This is a genomic window from Mycobacterium sp. NGS67, from assembly GCF_059812185.1.
Genome location: NZ_JCALCF010000004.1, coordinates 99,782 through 114,535 on the forward strand (window position 1 = coordinate 99,782; position 14,754 = coordinate 114,535).

13 protein-coding genes and 1 pseudogene are annotated in these 14,754 nt (G+C 64.2%); 6 read left to right on the plus strand and 8 right to left on the minus strand.

Annotation, left to right across the window (positions count from 1 at the left end):
- Positions 1-47 precede the first annotated feature (47 nt).
- Genes AC5Y4D_RS04755 through AC5Y4D_RS04770 form a run of 4 tightly spaced genes read right to left on the minus strand, consistent with a single transcriptional unit; the run spans position 48 to position 4,940 of the window.
- A complete protein-coding gene (locus tag AC5Y4D_RS04755; protein ID WP_500036528.1) occupies positions 48-1,583 on the minus strand; it encodes a class I adenylate-forming enzyme family protein in 1,536 nt (511 codons plus the stop codon).
- Positions 1,583-2,785 carry an acyl-CoA dehydrogenase family protein gene (locus tag AC5Y4D_RS04760; RefSeq protein ID WP_500036529.1) on the minus strand — a complete coding sequence of 401 codons (1,203 nt, stop codon included), beginning with the start codon at positions 2,783-2,785 and terminating at the stop codon, positions 1,583-1,585. The genes AC5Y4D_RS04755 and AC5Y4D_RS04760 overlap by 1 nt, the downstream gene beginning before the upstream one ends.
- Positions 2,782-3,738 carry an acyl-CoA dehydrogenase family protein gene (locus tag AC5Y4D_RS04765; RefSeq protein WP_500036530.1) on the minus strand — a complete coding sequence of 319 codons (957 nt, stop codon included), beginning with the start codon at positions 3,736-3,738 and terminating at the stop codon, positions 2,782-2,784. Before AC5Y4D_RS04765 ends, AC5Y4D_RS04760 begins: the two co-directional genes overlap by 4 nt.
- Positions 3,739-3,743: 5 nt before the next feature.
- Positions 3,744-4,940 (minus strand): amidohydrolase family protein, encoded by a 1,197-nt coding sequence (locus tag AC5Y4D_RS04770; protein ID WP_500036531.1) that lies wholly within the window; start codon positions 4,938-4,940, stop codon positions 3,744-3,746.
- Between the two features lie 103 nt (positions 4,941-5,043).
- On the opposite strand from AC5Y4D_RS04770, the gene AC5Y4D_RS04775 reads away from it, so the two are divergent.
- Genes AC5Y4D_RS04775 through AC5Y4D_RS04790 form a run of 4 tightly spaced genes read left to right on the plus strand, consistent with a single transcriptional unit; the run spans position 5,044 to position 8,950 of the window.
- On the plus strand, positions 5,044-6,159 hold the full coding sequence (locus AC5Y4D_RS04775; protein ID WP_500036532.1) for an acyl-CoA dehydrogenase family protein: 1,116 nt from the start codon (positions 5,044-5,046) through the stop codon (positions 6,157-6,159).
- Positions 6,156-7,061 (plus strand): TIGR03619 family F420-dependent LLM class oxidoreductase, encoded by a 906-nt coding sequence (locus AC5Y4D_RS04780; protein WP_500036533.1) that lies wholly within the window; start codon positions 6,156-6,158, stop codon positions 7,059-7,061. The genes AC5Y4D_RS04775 and AC5Y4D_RS04780 overlap by 4 nt, the downstream gene beginning before the upstream one ends.
- An 11-nt stretch (positions 7,062-7,072) precedes the next feature.
- Complete coding sequence (locus AC5Y4D_RS04785) at positions 7,073-7,699, plus strand: cysteine hydrolase family protein (RefSeq protein ID WP_500036534.1); 627 nt, start codon at positions 7,073-7,075, stop codon at positions 7,697-7,699.
- 57 nt (positions 7,700-7,756) lie between these two features.
- Positions 7,757-8,950: an amidohydrolase family protein gene (locus AC5Y4D_RS04790; RefSeq protein WP_500036535.1), complete on the plus strand. Its 1,194-nt coding sequence runs from the start codon at positions 7,757-7,759 to the stop codon at positions 8,948-8,950.
- 9 nt (positions 8,951-8,959) lie between these two features.
- On the opposite strand, the gene AC5Y4D_RS04795 is transcribed toward AC5Y4D_RS04790, so the two are convergent.
- Together AC5Y4D_RS04795 and AC5Y4D_RS04800 are read right to left on the minus strand one after the other, a co-directional pair.
- Positions 8,960-10,192, minus strand: coding sequence for a cytochrome P450 (locus tag AC5Y4D_RS04795; RefSeq protein WP_500036536.1), 1,233 nt, complete (start codon positions 10,190-10,192; stop codon positions 8,960-8,962).
- An 8-nt stretch (positions 10,193-10,200) separates the two neighbouring features.
- Positions 10,201-10,329, minus strand: a pseudogene (locus AC5Y4D_RS04800) (CoA transferase); the annotation flags it as partial.
- A 194-nt stretch (positions 10,330-10,523) separates the two neighbouring features.
- Between AC5Y4D_RS04800 and AC5Y4D_RS04805 the strand changes: the two are divergent.
- Positions 10,524-12,164: a class I adenylate-forming enzyme family protein gene (locus AC5Y4D_RS04805; protein ID WP_500036537.1), complete on the plus strand. Its 1,641-nt coding sequence runs from the start codon at positions 10,524-10,526 to the stop codon at positions 12,162-12,164.
- Positions 12,165-12,390: 226 nt separating this feature from the next.
- Positions 12,391-13,194 carry an SDR family NAD(P)-dependent oxidoreductase gene (locus AC5Y4D_RS04810; RefSeq protein WP_500036538.1) on the plus strand — a complete coding sequence of 268 codons (804 nt, stop codon included), beginning with the start codon at positions 12,391-12,393 and terminating at the stop codon, positions 13,192-13,194.
- Here AC5Y4D_RS04810 and AC5Y4D_RS04815 read toward each other — a convergent pair.
- Positions 13,191-13,427, minus strand: coding sequence for a hypothetical protein (locus AC5Y4D_RS04815; RefSeq protein ID WP_500036539.1), 237 nt, complete (start codon positions 13,425-13,427; stop codon positions 13,191-13,193). The two genes, AC5Y4D_RS04810 and AC5Y4D_RS04815, sit on opposite strands and share 4 nt — an antisense overlap.
- The gene (locus AC5Y4D_RS04820) at positions 13,424-14,662 is read right to left on the minus strand and encodes a cytochrome P450 (protein ID WP_500036540.1); all 1,239 of its coding nucleotides are present in this window, start codon (positions 14,660-14,662) and stop codon (positions 13,424-13,426) included. The genes AC5Y4D_RS04815 and AC5Y4D_RS04820 overlap by 4 nt, the downstream gene beginning before the upstream one ends.
- Between the last annotated feature and the right edge of the window lie 92 nt (positions 14,663-14,754).

Sequence of the window (14,754 nt, forward strand, 5' to 3'; positions counted from 1 at the left end):
AGAAGGCGTCTCCGCGCCAGTCAAGATCGCGGACGAAGTCATGCGGCCTACGTGAACCGCGTCCGCAGTTCGTTCTTCAGCACCTTGCCGGTGAGATTGCGCGGCAGTGCCTGCACCAACTCCAGGCGTTCCGGTGATTTGTGCCGGCTCAACCCCTGCGCCTGACAATGTTCGGCCAGCTCGGCGAGCGTGACGTCGCTCCCGTCCTCGGCAACCACGACGGCGCAAACCCGTTCTCCGGTGCGGGGATCCGGTACACCGATGAATGCGACGTCGGCTACCGCGGGGTGTTCGGCCAGCACCCCCTCGATTTCGAGCGCCGAGATGTTCTCCGCATTGCGGATAATCGCGTCCTTGATGCGGCCGGTGACGACGACGTTGCCGTCGGAGTTGATCCGCCCCCGATCACCGCTACGAAACCAGCCGTCGGCGTCGAAGGCGTCGGCGTCGAGCGAGCCGTCCACGTATCCGAGGAAGCACTGCGGTCCCTTGAGTCGAAGTTCGCCTTCCTCACCGGTGTCGACGTCGCGCTCGTTGTCATCGACGACGCGCACGGAGACTTCCGGCACGGGCCGACCGACGGTGTTATCAAGAATCGCGGGCTCTCCGTCCGGTGGGGGCGAGGTCACGACGGGAAACTCGGTCAATCCCCATGAGTTTGCAACGCCTGCAACGGAAAAGGTCTCGCGAATTTGTCGCCCCAGCTCAGCGGTGATGGGCGCACCTCCCCCAACGCAACCGCGGAGATCGGGAAATAGCGGATCCGTGCCGTGCTCGCGCTGCGCGGCCATGAAGGCCACGAAGAAGGGGGTCGCCGAGCCGAGCATCGTCGGGCGATGCGCTGCGATCGCCTTTGGTGTGAGGACCGGATCGAATACGTCGAATAGAACCAGCCGCATGCCGGTGAGCAGACTTGCCGCCAGCATCGCCGCACCGCCAATGTGTGACACAGGAAAGGCGATCGGGTTGACGTCACTGTTCGACGCACCGAACATGCCGACCACCCCAGCGGACCCGGCGATCACGGAGCGGTCGCAGTGCCGCACGCCCTTGGGTGCTGCGGTGGTACCCGATGAGTAGTAGACCCAGCGCGGCAGGGTTGCTTCCGTCGGCGGCGCGGGTAATAACGCGGGGTCACCGGCGGGAAGCCGTAGGCCGTCGGCGATCGGAGCCGCGTGGTCAACCACTACCACAGTCATCGGCCTATCATTAGCGAGGGCTCCGGCGAGCTTGACATGGTCAAAGCCGCGCCACACACCCGGCACAATAATCACGTTGGTGCCGAGTTGCGCTGTCACGAAGCCGACTTCGCTCTCGCGCCAGATGGGCAGGATAGGGTTCTGGACGGCGCCGAGGCGCGCCAGAGCGACCATGACAACCATCGTCTCCAGCGTGGTCGGCAGCTGCCACGACACTACGGAGCCGTCGCGGACTCCGTCAGCAGCCAACGCCGCTGCCGTTTTCTCCGCTGCTTCGCGCAACTGGGAATTCGTGAGGCTGCGGCCAAAGTCATCAACGAGCACAATGCGGTCGGGGTGGGTCTGTGCTGCGGTTTCGACCAGGCCCCAATACGTTTGGGACATCAGCCGCTCGGTAACAACAGTCGACGTTTCGCGAGGATGTTACGCATTATCTCGGAGCTTCCACCGGAGATCGTATAGGCGCGCGACCACAACCAGCATTCTCGCAGACGTTGTTTGGCCTGCTGCACTTCCGTGTCGTTCGTGACGGATTCGCTTGTGGCGGCGGCGAGTTCGGCGCCGTAGGCCGAAATCCGATGGTAGGTCTCGGCGAAGCTGAGCTTGGCGATCGAGCCGTCGCCGGGTTGGTCGGCGCCGGCGATCAGCCGCTCGACATGGTCGTCGATGAACGACTTCGCCACCTCGACCTCGACGCCCAACTCGGCGACGGCCTGGCGGATGTCGTCGTGCTCCCACGCCGGCGTGCCGTCGACGAGGCCGTGGCGCGCCACCGTCACCAGGTCGTCGATCAGCAGTTCGAGCAGCACCACGTTGCCGCCGATACCGAAACGCTCGAAGTCCAGACCGGCCATGATGATCGACCAGCCCTGAGCCGCTTCACCGACGAGACTGTCGGAACCGACCACCACGCCGCTCAGGAAGACCTCGTTCACCTCGATCGCGTCCCCGACGGTGCGGATGGGCCGGACCTGAACGCCGGGCGCGGTCAACGGGACGGCGAACACCGAAAGTCCGTGATGACGTGACGACGTCGGATCCGTCCGGATCAGCGCCAAACCCATGTCGGCCCAATGCCCGTCGGTGATCCACGTTTTCTGTCCGTCGATGACCCAGCTGCCGTCGTCCTGCCGTACACCGCGGCTGCGGATTGCGGCGACGTCACTGCCCGCATCGGGTTCGCTGAAAAGCTGGCACCACACGTGCTCGCTGCTGCGGATCGGCGGCAACAGAGTCCGCTTCTGCTCCGGGGAGCCGAAGTGCAGCAGTACATGGGCAGCGAGATTGACCTGGTCGACCGGGCGCGGCGCCCGGGCGCGCAGGATCTCCTCGCTGACGATGCGGTCGTGTAGCGGATGATGGTCAGACCTGCCGCCGTACTCGACGGGCCAGTCCGCACCGACGAAGCCTGCCTCGAACAATCCGGCGAACCAGCTGCGCAATTGCGCTTCCTGCGCGGGGTTCTTCGGCGCCCGATGCCCTTCACGGGCTTCGATGGTAGGCGCGTGTTGCGTGATGTGCGCTTTGACCCGAGTTCTGAACGCCGCCAACTGTTCTGCGCTCGGTCTGGGCCCGAAATCGCTCACCAGCCAGCCTCCTCGGCCAACAGGGCCCGGCTCGTCCGTGCGGTGCCGATTAGATGCCCGTTGTCGAACACCCGCCGCAATTCGTAGTGCAGCGGATACTCCCAGGTGAAGCCGATCCCGCCCGACAACTGCATGCATTCGTCAACGGCGGCAGCTGCTTTCGCGGCGACGAAAGCATGAGCCGACGTCGTCAACACTGCCGCGCGGTCCTCACCCGCGGCGAGTGCGCGAGCCGCCCTCATCACGATGGCGCGTGCTTTGACCACGAAGACGAATAGTTCCACCAGCCGGTGCTGAACCGCCTGGAAGCTTGCGATCGGCGCCCCGAATGCGATGCGCTCCTTGAGGTAGGACGTCAGTCGCTCCAGCGTCATGGCGACAGCGCCGACCGAGTCGGCGGCGACGAGCACGCGGGCGACCGCCGACAGCCGACGGGCCAACTCGGCTGGGCCGATCGGCACACTCGGCACGCCGACAAGGTCGACGGACCAAACTGGCCGGGTGACGTCCAACAGATCGCCGTCAGCTCGGCGACACTGTGGACCCGCGCCGTCGATGAGGTGAACACCGTTGTCCCGCAACGCCACGACAAGATCCACCACATCACCACGGACGATTCGCGTGCCGTCTCCCACGGCGATCCCGGCCGTGACGGCACCGCGCAAAAGGTCTGGCAGCCAACGCTGTCTGATTTCCTCGGGGGCCGCGGCGACCGCGGCTGCGGACACCACCGTCCCGAACCACGCCGAGCCATCCTGGGCCCGGCCGAGTTCCTCGGCGACGACGCATGACTCGACGGGGCGCCAGCCGGCACCGCCCAGGGTTTCGTCGACGAGCAGGCCGGTCCAGTCCAGCGCCGCCAGGGCGTCGATGGATTGGCTGTCTGCCCGCTCCGCCAGGAACTTGCGCGCCGACGACCGCAGCAACTCCAGGTCGACGTCGTCGTCCGGCACAGGTACTAGCTCCGAGCGAGCAGCTGATCGGCGTTGTCGCGCATGATCCGTCGCTTGGCGGCGTCGTCGAGCGGGTCGAGCAGCTTGACGAAATCGGCCGGTTCGGCCAGTCCTTCGGCATGCGGATAGTCCGAACCCATCAGCAGGCATTCGTCGTAGCCCAGCCGGTCGACGATGGTCGGGATGTCGTCCTCGGGGTACGGGACCACGCCGACGTGGCGGCGGAAGATCTGCGACGGGCGCTCGGTCAGTTTGCCGCCGATCCAGGGACCGTTGCGGCCCATCCCGCGGCTTTTGTCCATGTGGATGCAGAATTGCGGCACCCACTCCGCACCATGTTCGGCAACAAGGACATTCAGTCCGGGAAACCGCCCGAACAGGTTGTCGAAGATGAGTGCGGACAGGGTGTCCTCGATCGGCCGCTGCCCGTAGATGTTCATCCACTGCCAGGCAGACATGTGCCACGCGGCCGGGTCGGGACTGTGCCCCCAAGCCGGCGAGATGGCCGTGAAATACCAGTACGGCTGGATGTGGAAGACCAGGGTGCAACCGGCTTCCTGTAGCCGCGCGTAGATCGGGTCGAAGTACGGGTCGCCGGGTGAGCGCCCATAGGCAGGCCCCGTCGGTAATAGCACCAGGCGTGCGCCTTGCTCGATGATCGCCTCGGTTTCCCGGATCGACGACTCGAGGTCTCGCAGCGACAACAACGCGGTGGCATACAGCCGGTCCTGATAGTTGAATCCCCATGTCTCGTCGAACCAGCGGTTGAACGAGCGCAGATTGGCATAGAGCGCCTCGGTGTCGTCGACATAGTGCTCGGCGGCCAGGGCCATACCTGCCGGGAAGATGACCGCACGCTCCACGTTCTGTGCGGCCATCACGTTCAATCTCGGTTCCCGCTCCAGGTATTCGGGCTGCATCGGCTGGGGCTCATAGGTCTCGTCCGGGTTGCCCGAGCCCATCTGCTTGAGCATCTCCTTGAGCGAGCCCGGCCGGTAGGCCAGGTCGAAGCCCAGTCCGGCCTCGCTGTTGAAGGTGGCGATCCGGTGGCCGGCGAGGATGACCTCCTTGCCGTCGGCGGCGACGACCGGGGCGATGGCGCGGTCGTGAAAACGCTTGGGAAGGTAGCGAGTGAATGCGTCCCGCGTCTCGTAGCAGTGGGTGTCGCAATCGAATATCCCGTAGTCGAGCTTCGTCACCACGTGGCTCCTCCGTGCGAGAATGGTTATTCTCTATTTCAGCAAAGATACTATCCTGATCCGGCTACACCTATTCGAGGGGCGGACCGGCAGTTGGAGGCAGCGCGTGCCGTCAAGTGACGTCGACGACCTCCGCAGCGTCGTACGCGCCTTTCTGACGGAGAAGTCGTCCAGCCGCACCGTCCGCGAGCTGATGGCGACCGATACCGGTTTCGACGCGTCGTCCTGGCACCAGCTGGCCGCGGAGTTGGGCCTGACCGGTGTCGCGGTACCCGAGGAGTGGGGCGGGGCCGGCGCGGGGCTCGCCGAACTGGCGGTGGTGTTGGAGGAGATGGGTGCGGCCTTGCTGGTCTCCCCCTTCTTCGCCACGGTCGCGCTGGCCACCCCGGCGATTCTGGCCAGCGCCGACCGCACCGCCATCGAGAGGTACGTCCCGGCGTTGGTCGACGGCACGAGCACCGCGACGCTGATCCTCAACGGCCGACTCGGGGCGTGGGAACCAGACGCTGTGACGTTGCGCGCGCGGCGTGACGGCTGCGTCCACCGGATTCATGGCACGGCACCGCTCGTGCTCGACGGGCATACCGCAGATGTCGTTCTGGCAGCGGCAAATACCGAAGCCGGCGTCTCCCTGTTCGCGGTCGATGCCGGAGCGGAAGGACTGCATCGCACGCGGTTGGCCGGACTCGACCGTACCCGCAAGGTCGCCCGTCTGGACTTCGACGGCGTCGCGGCGGAGTTGATCGGAACCGACGGTGCTGCCGCGCCCGGACTGGCGCGCACCTCGGATGTCGCCATCGTCGCACTGGCCGCCGAACAGGTCGGCGCAGCGCAACGCTGCCTCGACATGGCCGTCGGCTACGCCAAGGACCGCATCCAATTCGGACGGCCGATCGGCAGCTTCCAGGCTGTCAAGCATCGATGCGCGGACATGTTGGTGCTGGTCGAGGGGGCGCGTTCGGCGGCGTCGCACGCGGCCGACGTGGCCCAGACCGATCAGCTGGCCACCGTGGCCGCGGTCGCGAAACTGGTCTGTTCGGAAGCCTTTCTCCGGGTTGCGCTGGACAACATGCGCATCCATGGTGGTATCGGATTCACCTGGGAGCACGACGCCCACCTCTACGTCCGCCGCGCCAAAGCCACCCAACTGATGTTCGGGACCCCCGACTATCACGCGCAGCGCCTGGCAGTACTTGTCTCCGCAGTGAAAGGACTCACGTGAGCGTCTCGTTCTCCCTAGAATTGCCCACCCAGCGAGTCGAGAAAGTAGCCGAGTTCGTCTCGGCCGACGCCATTGCCGACATCGCAAAGGCTGCCGAGACAAGCGGTTTCGCCGCAGTGCACGTCACCGATCATCCGGCGCCCGACGCCAAGTGGCTCGACCACGGCGGTCACCACGCCCTGGACCCGTTCGTCGCACTGTCATTCGCCGCCGCCGCGACGACCGACGTCAAGTTGCTGACCAACGTCTATATCGCGGCCTACCGCAATCCTTTTCTGGGCGCCAAGTCGATTCAAAGCCTTGCTGTGCTGTCCAATGGGCGGCTCATCCTGGGCACCGCTGCGGGCTATCTGAAGCCGGAATTCAGCGCGCTGGGAATCGATTTCGACAACCGGGGCGCGCTGCTCGATGAAGCGCTGGACGTGTTGGGCAAGGTGATGTCCGGTGAGGACACTGCCTATCACGGCACGTCGTTCGCCTCCCGGGGGGTCCGGTTGCGCCCGTTGCCCGAAACCCTGCCACCGGTGTGGGTTGGCGGCAACAGCAAGCCGGCCATCCGCCGGGCGGTCTCGCGCGCCCAAGGGTGGGCGCCGTTCAACACGTTCGGCTACGCGACCGCGTCACGGACGGCGGAGATCGCTACGCTCGATGATTTGGAAGCCGCCATCGACTGGGCCAAACGGTACGCGGTCGAGATCGGCCGGACCGAACCGCTGGACATCTGCTTCTCGGCCGGGAATCTGTTGGACGACAACAGATCGACAGACGAGCGCCATGCCACCATCGCCCGGCTCGAGAAGGCCGGCGTCACGTGGCTCACTATCGCTCCACCCGGTGCGGACCGGGCCGAGGTGATCGAGCACGCCCGGGCCTTTGCCGAGGAGTTCATCGCGGCGCGATAACGTCTATTCTCATGCCGCAACCAAGCCTTCAGGAACTGCTCGATCCCGTCACCACCGCGCTGGTGACGCAGGAATGCCAGGGGGGTGTGATCGGTCCGCAGGCCGGCCTGCCGTTGCTTGCCGAGGAGGCTCGCCGCGAGGCGATCCCGAACATCGCCAAACTGCTCGACGTCGCACGGGCGGCGGGCGTTGCCGTCGTGCACTGCCTGGTTCAGCGCCGTCCCGACGGCCGCGGATCCAACACCAATGCCCGACTGTTCGCGGCAGGCAAGTCCTTCTCCGCCGAACTCACGCCGGGCAGCGCCGGCGCCTCGGTGCTACCGGAACTGGGACCGGTGGACACCGATCTGGTCCTTACCCGCACGCATGGCGTGGGACCGATGTGCGGTACCGATCTTGATTCGGTGCTACGCAACCTGGGCATCAAGACGATTGTCGGCGTAGGTGTTTCGGTCAACATCGCGATCCCGAACTTTGTCATGGACGCGGTGAACCGTAGCTACCAGTTCGTGCTGCCGCGCGATGCAGTCAGCGGCTATCCGCGTGAATACGCGGAGACGGTCATCGACAACAGTTTGGCGCTGCTGGCCACGGTGACCACGACCGAGGCGGTGGTCGACGCCTGGACCGGCAGGTGATAACGTCATTCTCAGTGAGCGTAAATGATCATATTCGCTGCTCAGGAGGAATCTGACATGCCTGCCCGTGCTTTGCCGTACCCGGTTTTCGATATCGACAACCACATGTACGAGACGACGGATGCGCTCACCAAATACCTCCCGAAACAGCACCGCGGCAAGGTCGGTTATGTCGAGGTCAACGGCCGGCCCAAACTCGTCGTCAAAGACCACATCAGCCACATGATCCCCAACCCGACGTTCGCGCGGGTAGCCAGGCCGGGCAGCGCCGAAGATTACTTTCTCGGCAACAATCCCGAAGGGCTGACGTTCCGTGAATTCGTCGGCGAGGCAATGGATGTCATACCCGCCTACCAGTCGCCCGGCCCCCGGCTCGAGCTGATGGACGACCTCGGTATAGATCGCTGCGTGATGTATCCCACCCTGGCGAGCCTGATCGAGGAACGGACCACCGACGACGTGGTCCTCACCCATGCCATCATCCACGCGCTCAACGAATGGATGCACGAACACTGGACATTCGACTACCAGGACCGCATTTTCGCGACCCCGGTGATCTGCCTGCCCCTCGTGGAGGAGGCCATCAGGGAGTTCCACTGGGGTCTTGAACGCGGTATGAAGACCTTCCTGGTCCGCCCGGCTCCGGTGCCCAGCCGCTTCGGCGGGTCGCGCTCCATGGGCCTGCCCGAGTTCGACCCGTTCTGGGAAGAGGTGGTGAAGGTCGGGATGCCGGTCACCATGCACGCCTCAGACAGCGGTTACCAGAAGCACCTCATGGAGTGGGAAGGCGGTGACGAGTACCTGTCGTTCAAGCCGAGCGCGCTGCGTGAGGTGGTGATGGGTCACCGCGCGATCGAGGACACCTTGGCGGCGATGATTTGTCATGGTGCGCTGTCGCGGTTCCCCGACCTGAAGATCCTGTGCGTCGAGAACGGCAGCGGCTGGGTCAGAAACCTGCTGGAGCAACTGAACACCGCCTACCGGATCATGCCGAAGGAGTTCGACGAGCATCCGGTCGAGGTGTTCAAGCGCAACATCTACATCCACCCGTTCCTGGAAGACGACCTCAAGGGGATCGTGGACATCATGGGCGAAGACCACGTCATGTTCGGCTCAGATTTTCCGCACCCGGAGGGCATCGGTGACCCGTTGAGTTTCGTCGACAGGCTCGAGGGATTTTCGGAGTCGGCGAGGGCAAAGATCATGGGCGGCAACGCGATGGAGCAGCTGGGAATCAAAGTTCCGGTCTGAATCGCCGGTTCAGTCCCGCCTGCGCACGGGTACGTTCGACCAGCCGCAGACGTTGGACATCGCCACCCGGCGCAACCCGCGGCGGTCAACCTCGTACTCGGGGACGAGGTCCAGTAGAGCGTCCAGTGCAATGCGGCTTTCCATTCGCGCCAGCGCAGCCCCCAGACAGCTGTGCACGCCGTAGCCGAACGCGAGATTAAAGCCCATCTTGCGTTCCCGGTCAATGTCCAACCGGTCCGGATCGGGGAACATCCGCTCGTCGCGGGTCGCTGAACCCGTCACCAGCAGAACGGCGGCGCCTTCGGGGATCGTCGTGCCGCGCAACGTCACATCTCTTGTGGCGGTGCGGATCTGGTACTGGGACGGCGCCTCGTAGCGCAGCAACTCTTCGATCGCCGCGGGGATCTTGCTGCGGTCCGCACGCAACTTCTGCCACTGGTCGGGAAAGTCGGCAAACGCGACCATGGCGTTGCCGATGAGCTTGGTCACCGTCTCGGCGCCGGCTCCGCCGAGCATGGTGGCGAATCCGGTGATGTCCACATCGCTGAGCTTCTCGATCTGACCGTCGCGTTCGATCTCGGTCTCGATGAGGCGGCTGATCATGTCGTCCTGCGGTTCGGCGCGGCGCTGCTGAACCAGGTTGTAGTAGTAGACACCCGTCTTGACTGAGGCCTCGTAACCCGTCCTGGTGGTGGTGATGTCGCCGGGATGGCGTTCCAACAGCAGGTCGAGCCAGACCCGGATCTGGTCGCGGTCCTGTTTGGGCACCCCCAGCATGGTCGTGATGACCTCGTTCGGAAACAGTGCCGAGAAATCCGCCACCGCGTCGAAGGATGTGGGGTCGAGAGCTTCGATGCGTTCGTAGACCTTTTCGCGCACCATGTCTTCCAGCGCCGCGATGGCACGCGGGGTGAACACGTTGCTCACCAGCCTGCGCATCTTCTGATGCTCTGGCGGATCCATCGAGATGATCACCTTGGGCACCGGGATCGCGTTGTCATGGGCCTTCACCATGTCCAGCGTCGCGCCCTTGGCCGACGAGTAGGTTTCGTGATCCTTGGTGGCGGGAGCGACGTCGTGGTAGCGGCTCAGGGCCCAGAAGTCCCATTTGGCGTTGTGGTACACCGGCGCTTCGTCACGAAGACGTCGGTAGGTGTCGAAAGCCCCGTTGAAGAAGTCCTCCGAGAACGGGTCGAAGTCCAGGGAATCACCGGAGACGGCCTGTGGCGACGGCACGCTCATAAGATCGCCCCGTCGCGTGGTTCCACTCTGATGACCTCCGCGCCCCACTCGGCCAGCACTGCCCCGGCCGACGGTACGAAAGTCCAGGCGGCAAACTCCAATGCGCGGACTCCGCTGAGTACCTCGTCGACGGGAATGTTGCCCTCCGATGGTTACGTGGCATCAAAAACATACGTCTGCATGTTCTGAGAATGGCAGTTCTACCCTGATCGTAACCAATGTGAGGACGCGTGCTTCACGGACCGGCCGACAGCCGCTCGCCATCACCGCGTTCTATCCGCTCGTGAGAACCGATGTTCTCGGCTTTCGCGAAACCTACTATCCTGCGTATGTGCCGTTTCCGAATATCTCGCCCACCATTCCGGAGCTGGTGAGATCCGGTGCGGCACGTTTCGGCGACAAGCCCTTCCTGATCGCCTGCGACCAGGAATTGACCTACACCGCGCTGGATCAGCGCTCCGCCACCCTGGCGAGCGCGCTGATGGCCGAAGGAATCGGCAAGGGCGACCACGTCGGGATCCTGCTGCCCAACTGTGTCGACTGGGCACTTGCCTGGTTTGCCACCACCCGCATCGGCGCGGTCGCCGTCCCGCTGAACACCTTCCAGAAGTCATCCGAGTTGGCATGGGCCATTCGCCACGCCGATCTCAAAGCCATTCTGACGTGGCCGAGTTTCCGCAACAACGACTTCCTGGCGAGGCTGGAGGAAGCGCTGCCGGGACTGTCCGAACAACGCAACCCCGGTCGGATCGCGGTTCGCACTGCGCCTTTCCTGCGCACTGTCGCCGTGTTCGGGTCAATGGCGCGGGGCTGGACCACGATGCTGAAAACTGAAGGCACGCTGTCGGGTACCGAGGCCGACTTTCTGGTCGACGTGGAATCCTGCGTCACGCCCGCCGATGAGGTGTCGATCGTTTATACCTCCGGCAGCACCGGTGACCCGAAAGGTCCCGTCCACACCCAGGGCGCTCTGGTTCGCCATACCTACAACCTCACCTTCACCTACGGCGTCACACACGACGACGTTCTGTTCACCGCCATGCCGTTCTTCTGGGTGGGTGGATTGATCACCGGTCTGCACGCGGTGATCCACCACGGCGCGACGCTGGTGACCCAGCCGGCGTTCGACGCGGCAGAAGCATTGGAACTCATCGAGCGCTACCAAGCGACCATCACCCTGGGTTGGCCGCAACAGGGTAAGTCTCTGGCCGAGCATCCCGAATTCCCCTGCCGCAATCTGAAGTCGGTGCAGCGCACCAGCATGCCCGCGATGGTGCCGCCGCAACGTCGTCCGGCGGGACCCAACGCGTTGGGTATGACCGAATTGTGCGGCAATCACATCGGAGTCGATCCCTACGTACCGCAGCCGCCCGAGCGGTCGGGAACCGGCGGAGTTTCGATCGAGGGACTCACTCACCTCTTGGTCGATCCCGCCACCGGGCAACCGGTGCCCCGCGGCACGCCAGGCGAAATCTGGGTTCGCGGTTATTCGTTGATGCAGCGCTTGCACAAATGTGAACGTGAGGAGGTGTTCACAGCTGATGGCTACTATCGCACCGGTGACTGCGGCGTCGCGTACGACGACGGCTGGATCACTTTCACCGGCCGGTTGGGCGAGTTGATCAAGACCGGCGGCGGTACCAACGTCACCCCCGCCGAAGTCGAACTCGCGCTTGCCGATTGCGAAGGCGTGCTGGAGGCATACGTGGTGGGGGCCGAGGACCCCGGCCGCGGAACAGTCGTTGCCGCGGCGGTGGTACCGCGCGGGGCATCGCTATTGGACGGCGAAGCCTTGCGCGAGCAATTGCGCAGCCGGTTGTCGGTCTACAAAGTGCCGAAATTCATCTGGGTCGCCGCGAAGCACGAGTTGCCGTTCACCGCGACCGGCAAGGTCAAGAAGTCCGCATTGGCACAGCGACTCAGCGAGATGCTGCGAACGCACGGGCATCACTCTGCGCGGCAACGCGGCTAACGGTAGAAGGGTCCCGGCTTGCTCGCCGGAGAGTCCTGCGACGCGCAGAGCCGGCGGCGCGGCGAATGACACCAGTCCCCAGCCCACTCGCGCCGGTACCCGCCTATCGGCGATTGCGGATTCTGGGTCAACGGCATTCGTCTCGACCACCAGCCGGAAAGATGCGTTGGCACGAAACACAAACAAGGTCGCTATGTTGGCAGGGACTCGATTGATCGGAGGATTCATGGACTTGGGTTTCCAGGGCGCGACGGCCGTCGTCACGGGAGGCAGTAAGGGAATGGGACTGGCGATCGCCGAAACCCTGGGCGCCGAAGGCGCTTCGGTGGCGATCATGGCGCGCGGTCGATCCGCGCTCGAGTCCGCGGCCGGACGCATCAGCGCTGCCGGGGCTCCGCGGGTGCTGCCGATCAGCGTCGACATGGCCGATGCGCAATCTATCGAGTCCGGTTTCGCCTCGGTGCGCGATGCGTGGGGCAGCCTGAATGTGCTGGTGCACACCGTCGGTCCGAGCGCAGGTGCGTTCGATGACCTCGACGACGACGACTGGCACGCAGCCTTCGATCTGGGCACCATGTCGGCGGTACGTTCGGTTCGGGCTGCGCTGCCGATGCTCCGATCCGCCGACTGGGCGCGCATCGTCACCCTGTCCGCGCACTCGATTCAACGTCAGAGCGCACGCCTGGTCGCCTATACGGCCGCGAAGTCGGCGCTGTCCAGCTTTACCAAGAATCTGTCGAAGAGCCTTGGAGCTGAGGGGATTCTGGTCAACTGTGTCTGTCCGGGAACGATCGTGACGGCCAGTTTCACCGAGATCCTCAAGGATGTGCTGGCCGCCGACGGTCTCGATTCTTCGAATCCGCACGACGTGATGAAGTGGGTCGAGAACACGTACGGTCACCCATGCGACATCGGCCGTGCCGGGCTGCCCGAGGAGATCGCGTCGGTCACCACTTACCTGGCATCCCGTCGCAACGGCTACGTGACAGGCGCGACCGTCAACGTCGACGGCGGTTCGGACTTCATCTAGCTCTGACAGCGCTTGTCACCGCCGTCATGTGAATCCCATGTGGCGCAAGGGATACCCGTCAGGGCAAGGGGGATTCCCGCCTCGGGCAGCCCACACAGCGTGCCGGCGTCGACCCCCGCTTTTTCTGTGTCGTACACGCTAACGCCCGCCAGTTCCAGGTCCGGCCGGGTCAGCACGTGCCGCAGCGACATCATGCCGGTGATGCCGGTCGCCCATTGGATGACGCGGGTCATCCCCACACCACGTCGAGTCGGGGCGGTGAGCGGAACATGGTGCCGGTCACATATGGCCGAGCCGCCTCGGGATCGAGCCTCAGGCCGGGCAATTCGTCGAACAGGGCGTTGAAGATCTTGATGCTTTCCAACCTCGCCAGGTGCATGCCCAGACACACGTGTGCGCCGTGACCGAATCCGATGTGCGGCTTGCGTTCTCGAAAGATGTCGAAAGATTCGGCGTTTTCCCAGCGGGTTTCGTCGTGGTTGGCGCTACCGAGATTCAGCATCATCGTTGCGCCCTTGGGGATGTTCACCCCGAAGAACTCGACGTCAAGAGTCACTTCGCGCATGAAGTTCAACAGCGGGGTCTCCCACCTGATGCCCTCTTCGATGGCCTGCGGCAACAGGTTTCGGTCGTCGCGAACCGCGTCAAGCTGATCGGGGTGAGTCAGTAGCGCCATCGCCAGACTGGCCGTCGACCGCGACGTGGTTTCCGCACCCGCCGGCAACAGATTACGCATGAACCCATAGATCTGCTCGTCGGACATCTTGACGCCGTCGATCTCGGCCTGCGACAGGATGGTCACCATATCGTCCTTCGGCGACTTGCGCCGGTCGGCCAGCACTCCGGTGAAATACTCTTTCATTTCCGCGGAGGCCTTCATCGCGGTTGCCATGTCGCCGCGGAAGCCCAGCAGGTCGATCGCCAGTCGATGGAATTCGCCGATATCGGACTCGGGCAACCCGAGTAGGGCCGCGATCACCCGCACCGGAATCGGCATGAACACCGTGTCCACCAGATCGGCCCGTCCGTCGTCACGGATCTTTGCGATGGTGCGATCGACCAACGGGCCCACAAGTTCGGCGTCCCAACGTTTCATGGATGAACGCGCGAACGCGAACTCGTGCAACCTGCGATAGATCGCGTGCTCAGGTTCCTGCATCTCCAGGATCGTCGGCCCCTGCAACGGCCGCACCACGTCTTCGTAGCACCGTGTGCTGAAGGTGATGTTGTCGGTGAAGACGCTTTTGACGGCGTCAAACGAGTATGCGGTGTACGTTTTGCGCCCGTTCCCCATGTCTTCGGGTACGCCCATCTCCGGCCACCCCGGGTGCACCGCACCTCTGGCACGCAACTCACGCAACAGCGGATACGGGGTGGCGTCGCCGTCGGCACCCATGCCGGCGTTGAACTTCGCCTGCGCTTCGCGGATGCGCTGATCGATGCCGTCGGTGACCGTCCGTTCCGTCATGCACCCTCCTGCCGCGCATCAACCTACAGCCCGTCGGTTGCAAACCTACATGATGTATGTTGAACCAACCAGCGGCGAGCCGAAACCCCAAA

Excerpts from the sequence above, each read along its gene's own strand:
- AC5Y4D_RS04755 (WP_500036528.1), bottom strand. The coding sequence starts at position 1,583 with ATGTCCCAAACGTATTGGGGCCTGGTCGAAACCGCAGCACAGACCCAC.
- AC5Y4D_RS04785 (WP_500036534.1), top strand. The coding sequence starts at position 7,073 with ATGCCGCAACCAAGCCTTCAGGAACTGCTCGATCCCGTCACCACCGCG.
- AC5Y4D_RS04790 (WP_500036535.1), top strand. The coding sequence starts at position 7,757 with ATGCCTGCCCGTGCTTTGCCGTACCCGGTTTTCGATATCGACAACCAC.
- AC5Y4D_RS04795 (WP_500036536.1), bottom strand. The coding sequence starts at position 10,192 with ATGAGCGTGCCGTCGCCACAGGCCGTCTCCGGTGATTCCCTGGACTTC.
- AC5Y4D_RS04810 (WP_500036538.1), top strand. The coding sequence starts at position 12,391 with ATGGACTTGGGTTTCCAGGGCGCGACGGCCGTCGTCACGGGAGGCAGT.
- AC5Y4D_RS04815 (WP_500036539.1), bottom strand. The coding sequence starts at position 13,427 with ATGACCCGCGTCATCCAATGGGCGACCGGCATCACCGGCATGATGTCG.
- AC5Y4D_RS04820 (WP_500036540.1), bottom strand. The coding sequence starts at position 14,662 with ATGACGGAACGGACGGTCACCGACGGCATCGATCAGCGCATCCGCGAA.